Below are 16,529 nucleotides of genomic sequence, written 5' to 3' on the forward strand. Positions count from 1 at the left end.
GCGGAGCTTGTCCAGGTCGTCGTCCTTGAGCGTGTCGAGCGGGGAGAGCTCGGTCCGCCCCTGGATCTTCGCCTCCCACTCCTCGCCAAAGGCGCTCTGGTAGACCCAGTCGGCCGGCCAGCCGACCGGCAGCTTGCCGTAGTGGCCGACGATCAGGTTCTTGAAGTCGCCGGGCGCGCTGCGGAAGAGCTGCAGCAGCTCGTCCTGCTCCGCACCGCTCATGGCCGCGAAGTCCTGCCCCTGCGCCTCGACAAACTTGGCGAGCAGCGCGATCAGCCGCTCGACGCCGGCCGCGCCCTGCTCCTTGGCGTAGCGGTTGACGATCCCGCTACAGGTGACCCAGGTGATCTGCGAGCCGGGGGTGACATCGAAGTAGCGCACGATCTGGTTGTAGAGCGACATCACCCGCAGGATCGCCGGCATCAGCTGGAAGAACCCGCCCTTCTCGGCCTGCTCGAACGAGCTCGGGAAGGCCCCGCCGGGCATGCGGTGCTTGGTCACGCCGTGGTCGTAGCCCTTGAAGGGCGACTCGGCCCAGTCGTACTGGCCGATCCACTCGCGGGCCTTCTCATTGGCCTGCTCGGCGGCCGGCCGGTTGAGGTGTACGTGGATCCCGCCCTCCTCGAAGTAGGCCTGCACCCCGAGGATGGGTGCGTGGCCGTAGAAGCGCACCAGGGCGTCCTCCTGCACATCGACGATCTTCGCGCCGGCCTGGGCGGCGGCGAACAGCGCCGGCAGGGCCAGCCCGTCGGTGATGTGGCGGTGGTAGTGGATCAGCAGCTCGGGGTAGTGCTGCTTGATCGTGGACACCAGCTGGCCGATCCGCACCGGGTTGCCGACCCCGGCCATGTCCTTGATGCACAGGATGATCTCGTCGACGCCGCCGCACAGGGCGACGATCTCGCGCACCACCCCCAGGTAGTAGGCGTCGGTGGCCCAGTCGGCCACCGTGAAGGAGATCGCCGGCTCAAACAGGCGCCCGCGCTTCATCACCGTGTCGGCAACCGTGCGCATATTGCGCACATCGTTGAGGAACGAGAAGCAGCGCCAGACATCGATATCGGCGTGCGAGACGGCGTGCTCGATCACATTCTTGGAGTAGGGCCGGTAGCCCCACAGGTTCGTCTCGCGGACGAGGGTCTGGAGCAGCACGTTCGGCATCAGCCGCCGCAGGATCTGCAGCTCCTCGAAGGGGCTCTCGCGGCGGTTCATCACCCCGACGTGCCAGCGGGCGCCGCCGTGACACTCGGCGCTAAACAGGCCCATGTCGTTGAACACCGGGGCCAGGGTCTTCAGATCGTAGATCCGATGGCGGTTTTTGAAGTCTGACTGCCCCGAGTCGCGCATGCTCACCGAGGTCAGGCAGACGCCATCCAGGCTATGCACCGCCTGGACAATCGCGCGCGCCGTCATGCCTGGCCGGACGAAGGGGTACGCGCCCTGAGCGCTGGTGGGCGGGGTTGTGCTGCTGGTGTCCATATCGTCTCTCCTCACATCCATCCCTGCGAACCCAGGGCAGAGATATCGGCCACATACTGGGCGACGCGGAGCATCTCATCCTCGCTGGTGCGCTCGCGAAAGCCGGAGACAAGCTCCGGCATATGCTCTTCGATGAACTTGGTCGAGAAGTCGCCGGCGATGAACTTGGGGTGCCTGATGATGCTCAGCAGCAGCGGCGCGAGGGTCTTGATCCCCTCGACGCGCAGGTCCCCGGTGATCGCCCGGTCCATCACCCGCAGCGCGTCGGCCCGGTCGGTGCCCGAGGCCATCAGCAGCATGAACAGCGAGTCGTAGTAGGGCGGGATATCCTCGCCCTCGGTCGCGCCCTGGAGGACGCGCACGTTCGGGCCGAGGGGGGCGCGCAGGCGGGTGATCTGGCCGAAGGAGGGGCCGAAGGTCTTCGGGTCCTCGGCGTTCAGGCGCACCTCAAGCGCCCAGCGGTTGGGCACGACATCGAGCTGCTTGATCGGCAGGGGCTTGCCCTCGGCCACATCGAGCATAATGCTGACGATGTCCAGCCCGGTGATCAGCTCGGTGATGCCGTGCTCGACCTGGAGGCGGGTGTTGACCTCCAGGAAGTAGAAGCTCTGGGTGGAGGGGTCGAAGATAAACTCGACGGTGCCGGCCGAGGTGTAGCCGATCCGCCGCATCAGGCGCGCGGCGGTGACGCAGATCTCCTGGCGCAGGTCGTTCTCCAGGGTCGAGGGGGCCTCCTCGATGATCTTCTGGTTGCGGCGCTGCAGCGTACACTCGCGCTCAAAGAGGTGGATCACGTGGCGGTGCTCGTCGGCCACGATCTGCACCTCGATGTGCCGGCCGTGCTCGATGTACTTCTCGACGAGGACGGTGGCGTCGCCGAAGGACTTCTTCGCCTCGGAGCGGGCCTGGGCCAGCGCCCCGGCGATCTGGTCTGGCGTATCGACCTTGACCATGCCCTTGCCGCCGCCGCCCGAGGCCGCCTTGATCATGATCGGGAAGGTGACGCCCTCGGCGCGCATCCAGTCGCTGATCTGCTCGGCGCTGGTGACGTTCTCGACCCCGGGGACGGTCGGCACATTCGACTGTTTGGCGATCACCTTGGCCCGGATCTTGTCGCCCATCAGGCTGATCACCTCCGGCGAGGGGCCGATCCAGATCAGGCCGGCGTCGATCACCTTCTGGGCAAACTCGGCGTTCTCCGCCAGGAACCCCCAGCCGGGGTGGATGGCGTTCGAGTTGCTGACCAGCGCCGCCTCGATGATCTTGTCCGCGTTCAGATAGGACTCGATCGGCGGCGCGTCACCGATATGGATGGCGGTGTCGGCCATGAAGACGTGATAGGCGAGCCGGTCGGGGGTGCTGTACACCGCCGTCGTCGGGATCTTGCGGTCACGGCAGGTGTGCATGATCCTGACGGCTGGGACGCCACGGTTGGCCACTAGCACTTTGCGGATGTTTCGTTGCATCACAACGCCCGTTCCTCTTACATATACGACGTAAAATTGACGAAAAGTATAACAGACTTTCGTCAGGTACAGGTTGGCCCCCGCCGCCCCCTACTCCACCACCAGCCGGTAGATCACCCCGCCGGCGTGGTCGGCCACATACAGCTCGCCCGCATCATCCTCGCCGAAGCTGCTCGGGCTCACGCCCAGCCTGCCGATCAGCCGGTTCTCCCAGCCCGCGCCCTGGCGGCGCAGCGCCCACAGGTTGCCCGTGCAGTAGTCGCTGTACAGGTAGAGCCCGGCGGCCCGCGGCAGCGCCGCGCCGCGGTAGACATACCCCCCCGTGATCGAGCAGCCGCCCTCGGCCGAGCTGTGCAGGTAGGTCGTCGCCGGCAGCGTCAGCCCCGCCTGGTCGCAGCCCTGCGCGGTATAGCAGGTGTCCCCCTCCATCGTATTCCAGCCGTAGTTCTCCCCGCCCGCGCTGCCCGCCGGCTGGACGCTCACCTCCTCGACGGCGTTCTGTCCCACATCGGCGATGTACAGGTCGCCCGTGCCCCGGTCGAACCCGAAGCGCCAGGGGTTGCGCAGCCCCCAGGCCCAGATCTCCGGCCGCGCGTCGCCCCGGCCCACAAACGGGTTGTCGGCCGGCACCCCGTAGGGGCGACCCTGGTCGCCCCCCCCGTCCACATCGAGCCTCAGGATCGTGCCCAGCAGCGTGCCGAGGTTCTGCCCGTTGCCGTAGGTGTCCCCGCCGCCGCCGCCATCGCCCAGCCCCACGTACAGGTAGCCGTCCGGCCCGAAGGCCAGCTGCCCGCCGTTGTGGTTCGCCGCCGGCTGATCGACCTGGAGCAGCACCTCGGCGCTCGCCGGGTCGGCCAGGTCGGCGTCCGCAGAGACGCGGTAGCGCGCCAGCACCGTGCCGCCCCGCCGGTCGGTGTAGTCCACAAAGAACAGGCCGTTCTCGGCGTAGCGCGGGTGGAAGGCCACGCTCAGCAGCCCCTGCTCGCTGCCGGACGAGCCGACCAGCCCGCTGATATCGAGGAAGGGCTGGCCCAGCCGCGCCCCGTCGCGCACCACCCAGACCCGGCCGAGCTGCTCGACCACAAACAGCCTGCCGCTGCCGTCGCCCGCCCCGGTGATGAAGGTCGGCTTGCTGAATCCGCCCGCCACCTGCTCCAGCCGCACCGACAGCTCCCCCAGGTCGACAGGCGGCGCGCCCGAGCCCTGGACCAGCGGAATATCAATCACCACAGGGGTGTCGGCGGCGGCGGGCGCGGGCGCGGCGGGGGTGGCCGGCTCCGAAGGCACACCGCCCGTGGGCGGCGCGCCGCAGGCCGCGAGCAGCGCCGCCATCGCCAGGAGAAAGAGCAACCGGGTCATAGGTCTATCCTTCCTTGAAGAATCAATATGCTGGCCGTGAGATACTCACGGCCAGCATATCATGGTCAGACCTAGCGGCGTCGTGTCCGCGCCCCGCTTCGCGCCTTTCGCGCCCTCCGCGTTCGCGTCCTCCGCCCTACTTCGCGTCCTTCGTGTTCCAAACGCTACTCCGCGTCCTCCGCGACCTTCGCCGCCGCCTCCATCAGCTTCTGCAGGCGCGGCACCATCAGGGCCGGGTTCTGGTGCAGGCCCTCCAGCAGCAGCGCGTTATCGTAGAGCTGCTCGGCCACCGCCGCCACGATCGGGTCGGCGGCGTCGGCGGCGGCCCGCCGGGCCAGCGAGGCGATCAGCGGGTGCGCGGGGTTCAGCTCAAGCACGCGCGGCAGCGGCTCGCTCTCGCGGCCGAGCATCTGCTGGATGCGCTGCATCTCGCGGCCGGGGCCATCCTCATCGCTCACCAGCCGCGCCGGGCTGTCGCGCAGCACCTTCGAGGCCCGGATCTCCTTCACCTGCTCGCCCAGCGCCGCCGTGAAGCCCGCCGCCAGCGCGGCGAACGACTCGTCGCTCAGGCCGCCCTCGGGCGCGTCAGCCTCGCCGGGCAGCTCGATGTCCGACTCGTCCACATTGCGCAGCTTCATCCCCTCGAACTCGCGCAGCCCCGAGAGCATAAAGCCGTCCATCAGATCGCCGAACAGCAGCACCTCGATCCCGCGCGCCGTGAACGGGTCCAGGTGCGGGCTGGTGCGCGCCGCCTCCACGCTCCCGCCCATCACATAGTAGATCTCGGTCTGGCCCTCGATCACCCGGCCCTTATAGTCCGCCAGCGTGATCAGCGCCTCACCGCTCGTCGTGCTGTGGAAGCGCAGCAGCTTCAGCAGGTCGGCCCGGCCCTCATAGTCGGTCGCCACGCCCTCCTTGATGAAGACGCCGAACTCCTTCCAGAAGGCCGCGAACTTCTCGGGGTCTTTCTCGGCCAGGTCGTTCAGCTCGCGGTGCATGCGCCCGGTCAGCGTCTTCTTGATCCGCTGCTGCACCGGCGAGGCGATGTTCGCGCCCACATCGCTCTGCACGCCCTCGCGCGAGACGTTCAGCGGCAGATCCTCGCTATCGACCACGCCCTCCACAAAGCGGAAGTAGTTCGGCAGCAGCTCCTTGGCGTCCTCCTGGATGAGCACCTTGCGCGAGTAGAGCTTGATCTTGCCCTCGATCCGCCGCTCGATGATCCCGCGCTCGCGCTTGGCCGGCACAAACAGGATCGCGTGCAGGTCGATCGGCGCGTCGGTGGAGAGGTGCAGCTTCAGCAGCGGCTCATCATAGTCCATCGTCATCTGCTGGTAGAGGCTCTTGTACTGCTCAGCCTCCACCTCGCGCGGGGCGCGCCGCCAGAGCGCCTTCTGCTGGTTCACCTGGCGGTCGCCCATGTAGACCGGGAAGGAGACGAAGTCCGAGTGGCGCTTGATGATCTGCTCAAGCTTCCAGTCGTTCGCGAACTCCGCCGCGTCCTCCTTCAGGTGCAGGGTGATGCTCGTGCCGCGGGCCTCGCGCTCGGCCACATCCACCGTGAAGCTGTCGCCGCCGGTCGACTCCCAGACCGCCGCCTCAGCGTCGGGCTGGAAGGAGCGCGAGACCACCGTGATCTTATCGGCGACCATAAACACCGAGTAGAAGCCCACGCCAAACTGGCCGATGATCTCGCTGGAGCTAGCGTTCTGCGCCTTGGCCTGCTGCACGAAGGCCCGCGCGCTCGACTGGGCGATCGTGCCGAGGTGGTCGATCATCTCCTGGCGGGTCAGCCCGGTGCCGGTGTCGCGCACGGTGATCGTGCGGGCATCCTTATCGACCTCCACCCAGATCGCCAGCTCGGCGTCGGCGTCGCGCACATCCTGGTTGGTCAGCATCTCGAACTGCAGCCGGTTGAGGGCGTCCGACGCGTTCGAGATCAGCTCGCGCAGAAAGATCTCGCGGTCCGTATACAGCGAGTGGGCCAGAATATTCAGCACCTGCTGCACCTCGGCCCGGAAGCTCATCGCCTCCGGCTGGTGCGTCGTCTCCTGATCGGTTGTCATGAGCAGCTCCTTGGCATATATAGAATTCTCATAGACACATCACATGCGCGCGCCCCCGCGTTCGCGTCCTCCGCGCCCACATTGTACGATAGTTGACGCATGTTAGAGCAGCATTAGCGCCGCACAAAATCTCTGTTAGATCACCCCAACCCCCAGCCCCCAACCCCAACCCCCAGCTCAGCCAAAAGTATGAGTTAGAACCATTGACAATCTCTGTGGCCCTATGCTATCCTAGCGCCATCGGTACAAAAGTACCACAGGTTGTCCGAGCCTAGTCGTAGAGGAGCCATTCATGAACTTCACAGCGTACAGTATGACCGCCGGCGCTGCCGGCGCGGGCCGCGCGGCCCGGCTTGAGCTCATCTTCGGCGCTCGCGGTGATGGGCCTGGTCTTCCCTCGCATCTACTCAGGAGCTAGCATCAGCTCCGGACAGTGAGTATGAGGCTGTGGGCGACCAGACAGGCGCCCACAGCCTCACTTTATTTGAGGCCGTGGCGCGCGCAGAAGGCGCCCACGGCCTTTTTGTGTCCCTCGGGCGCGACGTCGGGCAGGATCGCATCGTTCGGAAGTGACCATCAGCAGAGGAAGAGACAGAGATGATACTCATCGAACAATCGGTCGGGGCCACGCATCTGCCGCCGTCGTCAGGAATGCAGCGTACCTCCGAGGGGGATACAACCTTGATCATCCTTGAGCGAGATGGCTCTCTCAGCCACTGTTCGCCCGACATACCAGATGGACAGCCGCGCCGGGCGCGGGTGTCCCTCGCGGCCGACACGGCCCAGGGCCAGCCCGAGCCGTCGGTCATCGATAGAATTCTCGGCCTCACCTTCGACGTCCTCGGCATCAGCAATCTGGAGGTTCATGTCTATGAGCACCAGAAGCGCTGACCGCCTGCGGGCGCGGGAGGAGCGGCAGGAGAAGAAGGCCCCGCGCGACACCGTCAGCGGCGTGGTGCTGCGCGCCCAGAGCGGCTTCTTCTGGGTGCAGACGGCCGGCGGCATCATCGAGTGCAAGCTGCGCGGCCGGCTCAAGCGCGAGCGCCAGAGCACCGACATCGCCGTGATCGGCGACGATGTCGCGATCACTATCGTCGGCCCCGGCGAGGGCGCCATCGAGCTAGTGCTGCCCCGCCGCTCGCGCCTGGCCCGCAAGGCCGCCGGCACCCGCGACGCCGAGGACGTGATGGTCGCCAACCTCAACCAGGTGCTGCTCGTCTTCGCCTGCGCCCAGCCCTCCTTCTCGCCGCGCATGCTCGACCGCTACCTGGTGATCTGCGAGCACAGCGAGCTCGACCCGATCATCGTCGCCACTAAGGCCGACCTAGTCAGCCCCGAGGAGGCGCGGGCGATGCTGGCGCCCTACGAGCGGGTCGGCTACCGCGTGATCTACGCCAGCACCCACACCGGCCAGGGCATCGACGAGGCCCGCGACTGCCTCGCCGGGCGGATCAGCGTCGTCACCGGCAAGTCCGGCGTCGGCAAGAGCAGCCTGCTCAACGCCGTGGTGCCCGGCCTAAACCTGGCCACCAGCTCGGTCTCGGGCCTAATCGGCAAGGGCCGCCACACCACCACCGTCGCCGAGCTACACCCGCTGAGCCTGGCGAGCGGCGGCTACGTGGCCGACACGCCCGGCATCCGCGAGATCGGCCTGTGGAACCTGCCGCCCGAGGATCTGGCCTGGTGCTACCCCGAGATGCGGCCCTTCCTGGGCGAGTGCTACTACGCCGGCTGCACCCACATCCACGAGCCCGACTGCGCCGTGCGCGCCGCCGTCGCCTCGGGCCAGATCGACCCGGTCCGCTACGATAGCTACGCCCGGCTGCGCGCTGGCGACCAGTAGCGCCGCCCGCTCTATGTGAAATGAGGCAATACCGTGCGTGAACAGAACTATCTGCTGGAGGCGCAGGAGCGCCACAGACAGCTGCTCGCCGAGTCGCTCCGAGCCGCCCAGCTGCGGGCGGCCCACGGCGACCTGCCCAACGCCCTGCCCGCCTACGCCCCGCTGATGGCCCGCCTCGGCGCGCTGCTGGTCTCGGCCGGCGCCGCCCTGCGCGCCCGCTACAGCGAGGGCGCCGCCTTCGCCGACGAGGGCGCCCCCGAGGGCCGCGCCCTCGCCCGCACGCTTCACTAACATGACCTTTTAGAGGAGTGACCTGAACCCATGCCGAAGCTACGCATGAACCTGCGCGACATGAGCGACCTGGACGAGCTGGATCTGATCGACGAGGTGGACCACATGAGCCTGGGCGAGGAGCGCGGCGGCGACCGCGAGGACCGGCGCGTGATCAACCCGGTGGCGCTCCAGCGCCGCCAGGACTCGCGCAAGTTCGGCAAGGAGATCGCCCGCTTCCACCGCCAGAACAAAGGCCGGCTCAAGCCATAGGCTGTAATGGCGCAGCAGCGCGGCGCTGCTGCGCCATTACGCGCTACACCTCGACAATTAATCCCTCGCGGGCGGCGTCAAAGATCAGCGGGCTCTCCTCATCGCGCAGCTGGCGGCGGTAGCTCGACACCAGCGCGTCGAGCTGATCGTCGGTGCGGGTGGGCGCGTGGTGGAAGATCATCAGCTGCTCCACGTTCGCCTCCTGGGCCAGCTCGATCGCGTCCTCGACCCGGCTGTGGCCGTAGTCCTGCACCTGCTCCTGGCGCGTGTAGGGCGCGCTGTGGACGAGGATATGCGCGCCGGCCGCAAACTGGAGCGCCTGGTTCCAGATCTGGTCGTCGATGTAGCGCACATCGGTGATATAGACCAGCGCGCGGCCGGCCTCCTCGACCCGATAGGCCCAGATCGGCGAGTGGTTGCGCCGCGAGAGCGGCAGGGCGCTCACCCGCACCCCGCCAACCATAAACGGCTCCGTCGAGATCGGCTGGAAGCTGTGGGTGGCCCCGATGTGGGCCAGGCCGTAGACCGGCGAGTAGACCGGCGAGAGCATCCCGTTGTAGACCATCTCCAGCGAGCCGCGGGTGCTGTCGGGGCCGTAGATATGCAGGCGGTTGCCGGGGATATGCACCAGGCCGGGGAAGGGCAGCCCGAGGATGTGGTCCCAGTAGGTGTGGGTGATCAGCAGCGACAGCTCGCCGCCGCCGCGCCCGAACTCGCGCCCCATCAGCATATCGCCGAGCTGACAGAAGCCGGTGCCAGAGTCGATCACCACCAGCTCGCCGCCCGAGCCATAGATCGCCGTGCAGCAGGTGTTGCCGCCATAGCGCAGGTACTCGGCGCCCGGCGTCGGCACATAGCCGCGCACGCCCCAGAACTGCATCCTCATGGCCGCTCCCCCTTGCGCAGCTCCATGCCCTCGTAGGCGGCGGAGATGATCAGCTCAGAGTCGCAGGTGGCCCGCTGCTCCTCCAGCATCGCGTCGATCTGCGCATCGGTGTGGTGCGGGTCGTGGTGGAACATCAGCAGCTGGCCGACCCCCGCATCCTCGGCGATCTCGCGGGCCTGGGCGGCGGTGCTGTGCCCCCAGTGCGGGAAGCGCGCGTACTGCGCGTCGGTGAACTGCGAGTCATAGATCAGCCAGTCGGCCCCGCGGGCCAGATCGACGATCTGCGCGCGCATCGCGGCCAGGGCCTGCAGCTCATCATCGGTGTTCGGCGTCGGCCTGCCCGTCCACTCGATCCGCTCGTCGCCAAACAGCACCGTGTGGAACGGCCCGGTGTCGGGGATAAACACCAGCGCGGCCCCGTCGGCCTCGATCCGGTAGGCCAGCGCGCGGTAGGGGTGGTTCGCCCGCGCGGTACACACGCGCACCTGCGGGGTGAGCTGGAACGCCAGCCCCTCGTGGATCTCGTGGAAGTTCAGGTCCGCCCGCAGGTCCTCTAGGCTGATCGGCATGAGCGGGTCGCTCAGCGCGTTGGCGATCGTCTTGCGCAGGCTCGACTGCGTGCGCTGGAGCCCGTAGATCTCGATCCGGTTCTCGGGCTGGGAGATCGGATCGAAGAAAGGGAAGCCGATGATATGATCCCAGTGAGTGTGGGTGATGAGCAGGTTAATCGTGCGGGGCGGGCGCGGCTCGCGCCCGAGCGCCTCGCCAAGCTGGCGCAGCCCCGTGCCGGCGTCAAGGATGATGCAGCTGTCGCCGACACGCACCTCCACGCAGGTGGTGTTGCCGCCATAGCGCAGCATCTCCGCTCGCGCAACCGGGTATGAGCCGCGTGTCCCCCAGATTCGTACGATCATCGTTATTGTTGGTTGTCAGTGTGAGTCGCCACGGGCGGTAGCGAAGAGAAATGTGGCCGGGCCTGAGCTGCCGACCTGGGGCGATCCGGCGATGCGAGCCCCAGAGGCTCAGTGCTCTAGTGTACAGGATAAACGCGGCTTTTTGTAGCTTTCACTCAGTCTGTTTTTATTTTGACACATGGTATCATGGTAGCCGTACCCCTCCATACAACCTACTCCCTACAGGTATCAACGACCAAGGAGATCACATGTCGCGTGTTCGCATCGGGGTTCAGCTCCACCCTCAGCACACTACCTACGCCTCATTCGCCACAGCGGTGCGCCGCTTCGACGAGATGGGCGTGGATACGATCTGGAACTGGGACCACTTCTTCCCACTCTACGGCGAGCCGCAGGGGCCGCACTTCGAGGGCTGGACGCTCCTGACCGCCATGGCCACCCTCACCAGCCGCGCCGAGGTGGGCTGCCTGGTGACCTGCAACACCTACCGTAACCCGGCCCTGCTCTCGAATATGGCCAAGACGGTCGACCATATCAGCGGCGGCCGGCTCATCCTCGGCATCGGAGCCGGCTGGTTCGAGCGCGACTACAGCGAGTACGGCTACGCCTTCGGCACCGCCCCGGAACGGCTGCGCGCTCTGCGCGATGCCCTGCCGATCATCAAGCACCGCTGGGAGGTGGATGTGCCCGCGCCCACCCGGCCCATCCCCATCCTGATCGGCGGCGGCGGCGAGAAGGTCACCCTGCGCATCACCGCGCAGCACGCCCAGATCTGGCACGGCTTCGGCCCCGCCGAGACCTTCAAGCACAAGAGCGCCATCCTCGACGACTGGTGCGCCCAGCTCGGCCGTGACCCGCAGGAGATCGAGCGCAGCGTCTCGCCGCGCGGCGATGAGAGCCTCGACGCCTACCTGGAGGCCGGCGCCACCCACATGATCCTCGGCATGGGCGAGCCCTGGGACTATGATAAGGTCGAGCAGGCCCTGCGCTGGCGGGATTCTCTCTAAAAAAGCATAGGCCAGGGCGTCTGCGACGCCCTGGCCTATGCTTTTTTATCGAAGCACACCTACTTCAGGGTGGCGTACCACTCGGTGTACAGCTCCTGGAACGACTTGCCGTAGATGCCCTGGTAGTCGGCGGAGCCCGGGCTGCGCCCGCGGCCGCTGAGGTAGAGCTGGTTAAACTTCTCCCAGCCGTAGGTGCGGGCCAGGTAGTCCACGAAGCCGGCCCACATGTCGTAGGCCACATCCAGGCTGCCGTAGCCGAGGGTCGCCAGGTTCCCCTTGTAGCCGGACTGGTAGAGCTCGCGGGCGCGCGACTGGAACGACGTCGCGCCCGAGAGGCTCAGCCAGTACTCGCCGGAGATCCAGCTGGCCAAGCCCTCCAGCAGCACTGTGTCGGAGCGCGACTGGACATCCTTGCCGTAGGCCTCGGCCTGGAGCGCGTGGGCCAGCTCGTGCGAGAGTATCACCAGCGCGTCGTGCTGGTCCTCGCCGGGCCGGTAGTAGATCCGCACGTTGGTGTCGCCGTAGGTGTAGGCGATGCCGCGCGTGCCCTTGCCCGGCGCCTGGCTGGTGCTGTACACGCCCACCGAGACGCGCCGCGTCAGCTCGGCGTCGAAGCGCTTCTGGATGTAGCTCAGCGCCCACTCGGCCTTCACGCCGAGCGACGCGACCTCATCGGGGCTGAAGGTGCCGCCGCCCACGTAGACGTCCAGCCGCCGGCCGCTGTAGACCATCTCGCCCGGCAGGGTCGGCCCGCGCCCCGGCAGATAGACCGTCGGCACAAACTTGATCCCGTCGCCCTCGTTGAAGTCGCGGCGGGCCAGGGTCGGCGTGGGTGGGGGAGGTGTCGCCGTCGCGGGGGGCGTGGTCGGGCTGGGGGTGTCCGTCACTTTCGGTGGGAGGGCGAGCGAGGCCGAGTTGGCCAACGCGTTGGAAGATCGCTGGGGTGCGCCCGCCCCTGTGAGCCCAATGAGCACAATCAGGGTCGCGGTAATGATAAGCGCGATCACGGCGCTGTTGTTACGAGACACGGAGCAAACCTCCTGCGGCACAGCCTGGTGCCTGCGCAGAGAGTCTTCATAGCCACAGGTTCAAAGGAGCTTATACCACGAGGCACAGAGCGTGTCAACATGGGGTAGACATAATCATCGACCAAGCAGCGCGATCTGTGCCTTGATATAGGCGCGCAGCTCAGCGGCGCTGGCGCCGTCGGACTCGGGGACGAGGTCGCCAGGGGCGAGCGGATCGAGGAGGCGCAGGGCGCTGCGGTAGCTTCGCCGAGCATCGGCGTCATGCCCATCCGCCCGCCAGATATCGGCCATCGCCAGCGCCCCCATCGCCAGGGTGGGGTCGATGTACAGGCTGCGGCGATAGGCGGCGAGAGCCTGGTCAGGCTGGCCCTCGTGCTCGTAGATCTGGCCGCGCAGGAAGTGGGCGGCGGCGCGCATCGGCTCGGCGGCGAGGGTGCGGTCGGCGAGCTCGGCGGCGCGCTGCCAGCGGCCGGCGTTGGCGGCGGCCCGCGCCTCGGCCAGGCTGTCAGCTGTGGGCGGGGCCGGGCTCTGGCGGGCGAGGCTGCCCGCCCCCGACAAGCCCTGGTGGTGCGCGGGGGTGCGCGGGGGCGTGGCCGGGCTGGGCGGCGTTAGCGGCGTGACGGTGACGCCTACCCCCTGGCTCGATACGGCGAAGAGCGGCGCGTTGGGCGGCTTGCGGTAGAGCACGGTCCCGGGGGCGTTCACCGTCTCAAAGCGATGGAACGTCGCCACGCTCGGCTCGGCGTGGCCGACCACCAGCCAGCCGCCGGGCGCGAGCGCCGCGTAGAGCCGGTCGATGATCGCGCGGGTCGTCGCCTCATCGAAGTAGATCAGCACATTCCGGCAGAAGATCAGGTCCATCGCCATGGTGCCGTTGGTCACGGTCGGGTACTCAGAAGAGGCCAGGTTCAGCCGGTGGAAGATCACACTGCGCCGGATCTCCTGCCGCAGCCGCCAGCGCGCCCCCTCGGCGCTGAAGAAGCGGTTGCGCACCGCGTCGGGCGTCTCGCGGAACGACCACGGCCCGTAGAGCCCCTCGCGGGCGCGGCCGAGAACGTCTAGGTTCGAGGCGCAGGCTGCGCGCGCCCGCCCGCCGGGCTAGCAGGTCGGGCAGGATGCGCTCGCGCAGGGCGGCGAACTGCGAGCTGTTGCGGAAGAAGTAGGTCTCGCCGATGGTCAGGTGGCGGATCGCCGTGTCCCAGACCGGGCCGCCGGCGAGCAGCGCCGTGTAGAGGCGGCCCAGGTCGCTGTAGCCAAGATCCTGGGCCACCAGGCTCAATGAGCGGGCCAGGTCGCTGCGGCGGCTCGCCGGAAAGTGCAGCCCCAGCCGGTCCCGCAGCAGGTCGCGCAGGCACGGGTAGAGCTCATCGCTCAGCGGGAGGTCGCTCATGACGCGCCCCGCTGGAGGCTGGCGGCGGGCGGGATGGCGGCGAGCACCGCGCCGGCCAGCCCGCCGAGGGGCAGCAGGCGCACCAGAGCGCCGGCCTCGGCGGCGGCGCGCGGCATGCCGAAGACCACGCAGGTGGCCTCGTCCTGGCCAAGAGTCATGGCGCCCGCGGCGCGCATGGCACCCATGCCGCGCGCGCCATCGTCGCCCATGCCGGTCATGATCACCCCGATGGATCGCGGGCCGTACCAGCGGGCCACCGATGCGAAGAGCTTGTCGGCGCTGGGGCTGTAGCGGTCGGCGGGGGTGGTCGGCGCGATCCCAGCTATGCCCGGCGCGGCCAGCAGCAGGTGATGGTCGTCGGGGGCCAGGTAGGCGTGGCCGGGCAGCAGGAGATCATTGGGGCGGGCAAAGTGGAGCGGCTGCGGCACCACGCTCGACAGCCACTCCTGGAGGGCCGGCGAGAAGCCGCGGGCGATGTGCTGGACGATCAGGATGGGCAGCGGGAAGCTGTGGCCGAGCCCCTCCAGAAAGGTCTTCAGGGCGGCCGGGCCGCCGGTGGAGGTCGCGACGGCCAGAATCTCGGGCTTGCTAGTCCGCGCCGGGTGGATGATCGGGGTGGGCGCGGGCGGGGGATCGCGGCGCGCGTGCCGGGTGACGACGCGCACCCCCGACATGAGCCGCAGCATCTGGAGGAACTGGGCGCGCTCGGCAGCGGCGGCGGGCAGGTTGAGCCCCCCCGGCTTCTGCACCACCGCCAGCGCCCCGGCGGCGAGCGCCTCCATCGAGCGCACGGCCGCGTCGCCCGCGCTGCCGCTGAACATCACGATCGGCGTCGGGCAGCGCTGCATGATCTGCCGGGTGGCCTCGTAGCCATCAAATACCGGGAGTTGGATATCCATCGCCACCACGCCCGGGCGGAGCCTGTCGGTGGCGGCCACCGCCGAGCGGCCGTCGGCGGCCGTCCCCACAACCTCAAAGTCGCCTGCGGCCCGCAGCAGCGAGACCATGAGCGCCAGCTGCGAGGGCGAGTCATCGACGACCAGCACCCTGATCGGTGTTTGCATGGAGGCTTCTCTATTGCAGATTGCAGATTGCAGATTGCAGATTTGGCGCAATCGGACACCATTATCGGCTATCGGCTATCGGCTATCGGCTATCGGCCATCGGCTATCGTCAGGTGCAGGGCTCCTGGGTCGAGCATGATCACGGTTCGCTCGCCGTCGCGCATAATCCCGCTGACAAATGGCGCGCTGCTGGTCAGCTCTGAGACGCCGGCGGCGGGGATTCGCTCGACGGCATCGACCTCGTCGGCGAGCAGACCCAGCGCCGGCGCGCCGTCGAGGGCGACCACCAGGATGCTACTGTCGAGGGCGTAGTCGGACGTTACGCCCATCAGCGCGTGGCCATCGATCACCGGCAGGAAGGCGCCGCGCAGGTTGAGCATGCCGGCCAAGGTCGCCGTCGCGCCGGCGATATCGGTCAGGTCGGGCAGACGCACCACCTGGCTCACAGCGTCCAGCGGCAGCGCATAGTACTGCCGCCCGATCCGAAAGGTGACAATAATACCAGCAGTGGTGGCCTCGGTGTTGCGCATAGGTGCCTCGCTGTGCTCAGACCAGTCGGCTAATCGTGTCGAGGAGCACCTGCTGGTCGAATGCGCGCTTGACGATATACGCGTCGGCGCCGGCCGAGACCCCGCGCTCACGGTCATCTGCGCTATCCAGCGAGGTGACCAGTACCACCGGTAGGTTGCGCAGCTTGGGGTCGCCGCGCACCTGGCAGGTCAGCTCGAAGCCGTTGATCCGCGGCATGTCGATATCACTGAGCAGCAGGTCGCACCCGCCATGCTCGGCCATGGCCCGCAGCATGTCGAAGGCCTCCTGGCCGTCGGTGGCCAGCCGCACCTGGTAGCCGGCCGCCTCCAGGATATTCTTCTCCAGGGTGCGCGTAGTGATCGAGTCGTCGGCGACGAGCACGACCGGGGCGCGGCGCTCCTCCTCGGCCGTGACGGCCGGCGGCGCGGCGCGGCGGGAGCCGGCGGCGGCGCGCACGAGGTCGACGACATCGAGGATGGGCATCACCCGCCCGTCGGCCAGGATGGTGGCGCCGGAGACGAAGCGGACGTGCACGAGCGGCGCGGGCAGGCGGTGGATCACCAGCTCCTGCTCGCCGATCACCGCGTCGATCTGGCAGGCCACCTGGCGCTCGCCGCTGCCCAGGATGAGGGCCAGGCCGCCGGTGACAGATGTCGATGATGAGGGGTCGAGCAGATCGGCCAGGGCCACAATGGGCAAGGCCCGGTCGGCGAGCCGCAGCACGGCGCGCCCCTCAAGGTGCTGGATCTGCGCCGGGCTGATCGCGACAATCCGCTGGATGGCGTCAAGCGGCAGCGCGTAGGCTGCGCCCCCGGCGCGCAGCAGCAGCCCGTGGGAGCGGGTCAGCGAGATCGGCACATTGATCAGAAAGTCTGTCCCCCCGCCGGCCCTGCTGCGCACCGACACGCGCCCGCGCATGCGCTCGACGTTGGAGCGGACGACATCTAGGCCGA

General features: G+C 68.0%; 17 protein-coding genes and 1 pseudogene. 5 read left to right on the forward strand and 13 right to left on the reverse strand.

Annotated features, from left to right (window positions below; genetic code table 11):
• From K2Z83_RS23570 to htpG, 4 genes are all read right to left on the reverse strand, one after another.
• Positions 1 to 1,479: biotin attachment protein (locus K2Z83_RS23570; protein ID WP_220597624.1), on the reverse strand; the 1,479-nt coding region annotated here is incomplete at its 3' end.
• 11 nt (positions 1,480 to 1,490) lie between these two features.
• Positions 1,491 to 2,945, reverse strand: a complete 1,455-nt coding sequence (locus tag K2Z83_RS23575) for an acetyl/propionyl/methylcrotonyl-CoA carboxylase subunit alpha (protein WP_220597640.1) — start codon at positions 2,943 to 2,945, stop codon at positions 1,491 to 1,493.
• Positions 2,946 to 3,035: 90 nt separating this feature from the next.
• Positions 3,036 to 4,304 (reverse strand): sorbosone dehydrogenase family protein, encoded by a 1,269-nt coding sequence (locus K2Z83_RS23580; RefSeq protein WP_220597625.1) that lies wholly within the window; start codon positions 4,302 to 4,304, stop codon positions 3,036 to 3,038.
• A 164-nt stretch (positions 4,305 to 4,468) separates the two neighbouring features.
• Positions 4,469 to 6,370 carry a molecular chaperone HtpG gene (gene htpG, locus K2Z83_RS23585; protein WP_220597626.1) on the reverse strand — a complete coding sequence of 634 codons (1,902 nt, stop codon included), beginning with the start codon at positions 6,368 to 6,370 and terminating at the stop codon, positions 4,469 to 4,471.
• Between the two features lie 597 nt (positions 6,371 to 6,967).
• Here htpG and K2Z83_RS23590 point away from each other — a divergent pair.
• From K2Z83_RS23590 to K2Z83_RS23605, 4 genes are read left to right on the forward strand one after another with little or no spacing between them, the layout of a single operon-like run.
• Positions 6,968 to 7,261: a hypothetical protein gene (locus K2Z83_RS23590; RefSeq protein WP_255604447.1), complete on the forward strand. Its 294-nt coding sequence runs from the start codon at positions 6,968 to 6,970 to the stop codon at positions 7,259 to 7,261.
• Positions 7,242 to 8,213: a ribosome small subunit-dependent GTPase A gene (gene rsgA, locus K2Z83_RS23595; RefSeq protein ID WP_220597627.1), complete on the forward strand. Its 972-nt coding sequence runs from the start codon at positions 7,242 to 7,244 to the stop codon at positions 8,211 to 8,213. Before K2Z83_RS23590 ends, rsgA begins: the two co-directional genes overlap by 20 nt.
• Before the next feature lie 33 nt (positions 8,214 to 8,246).
• A complete protein-coding gene (locus tag K2Z83_RS23600) occupies positions 8,247 to 8,504 on the forward strand; it encodes a hypothetical protein (protein WP_220597628.1) in 258 nt (85 codons plus the stop codon).
• A gap of 30 nt (positions 8,505 to 8,534) precedes the next feature.
• Positions 8,535 to 8,756 carry a hypothetical protein gene (locus K2Z83_RS23605; RefSeq protein WP_220597629.1) on the forward strand — a complete coding sequence of 74 codons (222 nt, stop codon included), beginning with the start codon at positions 8,535 to 8,537 and terminating at the stop codon, positions 8,754 to 8,756.
• Positions 8,757 to 8,799: 43 nt separating this feature from the next.
• On the opposite strand, the gene K2Z83_RS23610 is transcribed toward K2Z83_RS23605, so the two are convergent.
• Both K2Z83_RS23610 and K2Z83_RS23615 read right to left on the reverse strand, forming a co-directional pair.
• Positions 8,800 to 9,642, reverse strand: a complete 843-nt coding sequence (locus K2Z83_RS23610; RefSeq protein WP_220597630.1) for an MBL fold metallo-hydrolase — start codon at positions 9,640 to 9,642, stop codon at positions 8,800 to 8,802.
• On the reverse strand, positions 9,639 to 10,502 hold the full coding sequence (locus K2Z83_RS23615; protein WP_255604448.1) for an MBL fold metallo-hydrolase: 864 nt from the start codon (positions 10,500 to 10,502) through the stop codon (positions 9,639 to 9,641). Before K2Z83_RS23615 ends, K2Z83_RS23610 begins: the two co-directional genes overlap by 4 nt.
• Before the next feature lie 302 nt (positions 10,503 to 10,804).
• Here K2Z83_RS23615 and K2Z83_RS23620 point away from each other — a divergent pair, with 302 nt between their 5' ends.
• On the forward strand, positions 10,805 to 11,563 hold the full coding sequence (locus K2Z83_RS23620) for an LLM class F420-dependent oxidoreductase (protein ID WP_220597632.1): 759 nt from the start codon (positions 10,805 to 10,807) through the stop codon (positions 11,561 to 11,563).
• Between the two features lie 59 nt (positions 11,564 to 11,622).
• Here K2Z83_RS23620 and K2Z83_RS23625 read toward each other — a convergent pair whose 3' ends face one another.
• The 7 genes and pseudogenes from K2Z83_RS23625 to K2Z83_RS23645 all read right to left on the reverse strand — a co-directional run.
• Complete coding sequence (locus K2Z83_RS23625; protein WP_220597633.1) at positions 11,623 to 12,591, reverse strand: DUF4157 domain-containing protein; 969 nt, start codon at positions 12,589 to 12,591, stop codon at positions 11,623 to 11,625.
• Between the two features lie 114 nt (positions 12,592 to 12,705).
• Positions 12,706 to 13,347, reverse strand: a complete 642-nt coding sequence (locus K2Z83_RS29370) for a tetratricopeptide repeat protein (protein ID WP_370650271.1) — start codon at positions 13,345 to 13,347, stop codon at positions 12,706 to 12,708.
• Positions 13,348 to 13,599: pseudogene (locus K2Z83_RS29375) on the reverse strand (CheR family methyltransferase); the annotation flags it as partial.
• Positions 13,484 to 13,981: a hypothetical protein gene (locus K2Z83_RS29380; protein WP_255604449.1), complete on the reverse strand. Its 498-nt coding sequence runs from the start codon at positions 13,979 to 13,981 to the stop codon at positions 13,484 to 13,486. The pseudogene K2Z83_RS29375 and the gene K2Z83_RS29380, both read right to left, overlap by 116 nt.
• Positions 13,978 to 15,045 (reverse strand): chemotaxis-specific protein-glutamate methyltransferase CheB, encoded by a 1,068-nt coding sequence (gene cheB / locus K2Z83_RS23635; RefSeq protein WP_220597634.1) that lies wholly within the window; start codon positions 15,043 to 15,045, stop codon positions 13,978 to 13,980. Before cheB ends, K2Z83_RS29380 begins: the two co-directional genes overlap by 4 nt.
• An 89-nt stretch (positions 15,046 to 15,134) precedes the next feature.
• A complete protein-coding gene (locus K2Z83_RS23640; RefSeq protein WP_220597635.1) occupies positions 15,135 to 15,575 on the reverse strand; it encodes a chemotaxis protein CheW in 441 nt (146 codons plus the stop codon).
• Between the two features lie 16 nt (positions 15,576 to 15,591).
• Positions 15,592 to 16,529: chemotaxis protein CheW (locus tag K2Z83_RS23645; protein WP_220597636.1), on the reverse strand; the 938-nt coding region annotated here is incomplete at its 5' end.

This window comes from Oscillochloris sp. ZM17-4 (assembly GCF_019599295.1).
GTDB lineage: Bacteria > Chloroflexota > Chloroflexia > Chloroflexales > Chloroflexaceae > Oscillochloris.

Excerpts from the sequence above, each read along its gene's own strand:
- K2Z83_RS23615 (WP_255604448.1), bottom strand. The coding sequence starts at position 10,502 with ATGCTGCGCTATGGCGGCAACACCACCTGCGTGGAGGTGCGTGTCGGC.
- K2Z83_RS23640 (WP_220597635.1), bottom strand. The coding sequence starts at position 15,575 with ATGCGCAACACCGAGGCCACCACTGCTGGTATTATTGTCACCTTTCGG.
- K2Z83_RS23605 (WP_220597629.1), top strand. The coding sequence starts at position 8,535 with ATGCCGAAGCTACGCATGAACCTGCGCGACATGAGCGACCTGGACGAG.
- K2Z83_RS23580 (WP_220597625.1), bottom strand. The coding sequence starts at position 4,304 with ATGACCCGGTTGCTCTTTCTCCTGGCGATGGCGGCGCTGCTCGCGGCC.
- rsgA (WP_220597627.1), top strand. The coding sequence starts at position 7,242 with ATGAGCACCAGAAGCGCTGACCGCCTGCGGGCGCGGGAGGAGCGGCAG.
- K2Z83_RS29380 (WP_255604449.1), bottom strand. The coding sequence starts at position 13,981 with ATGAGCGACCTCCCGCTGAGCGATGAGCTCTACCCGTGCCTGCGCGAC.
- K2Z83_RS23575 (WP_220597640.1), bottom strand. The coding sequence starts at position 2,945 with ATGCAACGAAACATCCGCAAAGTGCTAGTGGCCAACCGTGGCGTCCCA.
- K2Z83_RS23610 (WP_220597630.1), bottom strand. The coding sequence starts at position 9,642 with ATGAGGATGCAGTTCTGGGGCGTGCGCGGCTATGTGCCGACGCCGGGC.
- cheB (WP_220597634.1), bottom strand. The coding sequence starts at position 15,045 with ATGCAAACACCGATCAGGGTGCTGGTCGTCGATGACTCGCCCTCGCAG.
- K2Z83_RS23620 (WP_220597632.1), top strand. The coding sequence starts at position 10,805 with ATGTCGCGTGTTCGCATCGGGGTTCAGCTCCACCCTCAGCACACTACC.
- htpG (WP_220597626.1), bottom strand. The coding sequence starts at position 6,370 with ATGACAACCGATCAGGAGACGACGCACCAGCCGGAGGCGATGAGCTTC.
- K2Z83_RS23590 (WP_255604447.1), top strand. The coding sequence starts at position 6,968 with ATGATACTCATCGAACAATCGGTCGGGGCCACGCATCTGCCGCCGTCG.